The organism is Arthrobacter sp. 05T410 (assembly GCF_056396505.1).
The window spans coordinates 1-1,083 of sequence record NZ_JBFTLP010000048.1; the positions used below are offsets into that span (position 1 = coordinate 1).

Annotated in this window: 1 protein-coding gene; it reads left to right on the forward strand. The window is 68.4% G+C overall.

Features of this window, described 5'->3' with window-relative positions:
• A partial coding sequence (locus AC1DFR_RS22320; RefSeq protein ID WP_476874502.1) for an aspartate ammonia-lyase occupies positions 1 to 1,083 on the forward strand: 1,083 nt, incomplete at both ends.

Here is a 1,083-nt window from a genome sequence, read left to right on the forward strand (position 1 = left end):
AACATGCACCTGGTCCGCGGCCTGGCCGCCGTGAAACTCGCCGCCGCCCGCACCAACCACGAGCTCGGACTGCTCGACGCCGGGCGTGCCGCCGCCATCGGGCAAGCCTGCACCGAGGTCATGAACGGCAAACTCAGCGAACAATTCGTCGTCGACGTCATCCAGGGCGGCGCCGGGACCTCCTCGAACATGAACGCCAACGAGGTCATCGCCAACCGSGCCCTGGAAATCCTCGGGCACCCGAAGGGCGACTACGCCCGGCTGCACCCCAACGACCACGTCAACCTCAGCCAGTCCACCAACGACGTCTACCCCACCGCGGTCAAGCTCGGCACGATCTTCGCGGCCCGGGAACTGCTCCAGGCCCTCACCGAGCTCGAAGACGCCTTCGCCGCCAAGGCCCTCGAGTTCCGCACGGTGGTGAAAATGGGCCGCACCCAGCTCCAGGACGCCGTCCCCATGACCCTCGGCCAGGAGTTCGGCACCTACGCCGTCACGATCGGCGAGGACCGGCTCCGCCTGGCCGARGCCGACCTGCTGATCCACGAAATCAACCTCGGCGCCACCGCGATCGGCACCGGCCTGAACGCCCCCGCCGGRTAYGCCGAGGCCGCCTGCCGGCACCTGGCCGAAATCACCGGCCTGCCGCTCGTCACGGCCGTGGACCTGATCGAGGCCACCCAGGACGTCGGCGCCTTCGTGCACCTCTCCGGCGTGCTCAAGCGGGTCGCCGTGAAACTCTCCAAGATCTGCAACGACCTCCGGCTGCTCTCCTCGGGCCCGCGCGCCGGCTTCGGCGAGATCAACCTCCCCGCGGTGCAGTCCGGCTCCTCGATCATGCCCGGCAAGATCAACCCGGTCATCCCGGAAGTGGTCAGCCAGGTCGCCTACGAGGTGATCGGCAACGACGTCACCATCACCATGGCCGCCGAGGCCGGCCAGCTCCAGCTCAACGCCTTCGAACCCATCATCGTCCACAGCCTCCACAAGAGCATCTCCCACCTCGAAGCCGCGTGCCGCACCCTCACGGCCCGCTGCGTCCGGGGCATCACCGCCAACACCGAACACCTTCGCCTCACCGTG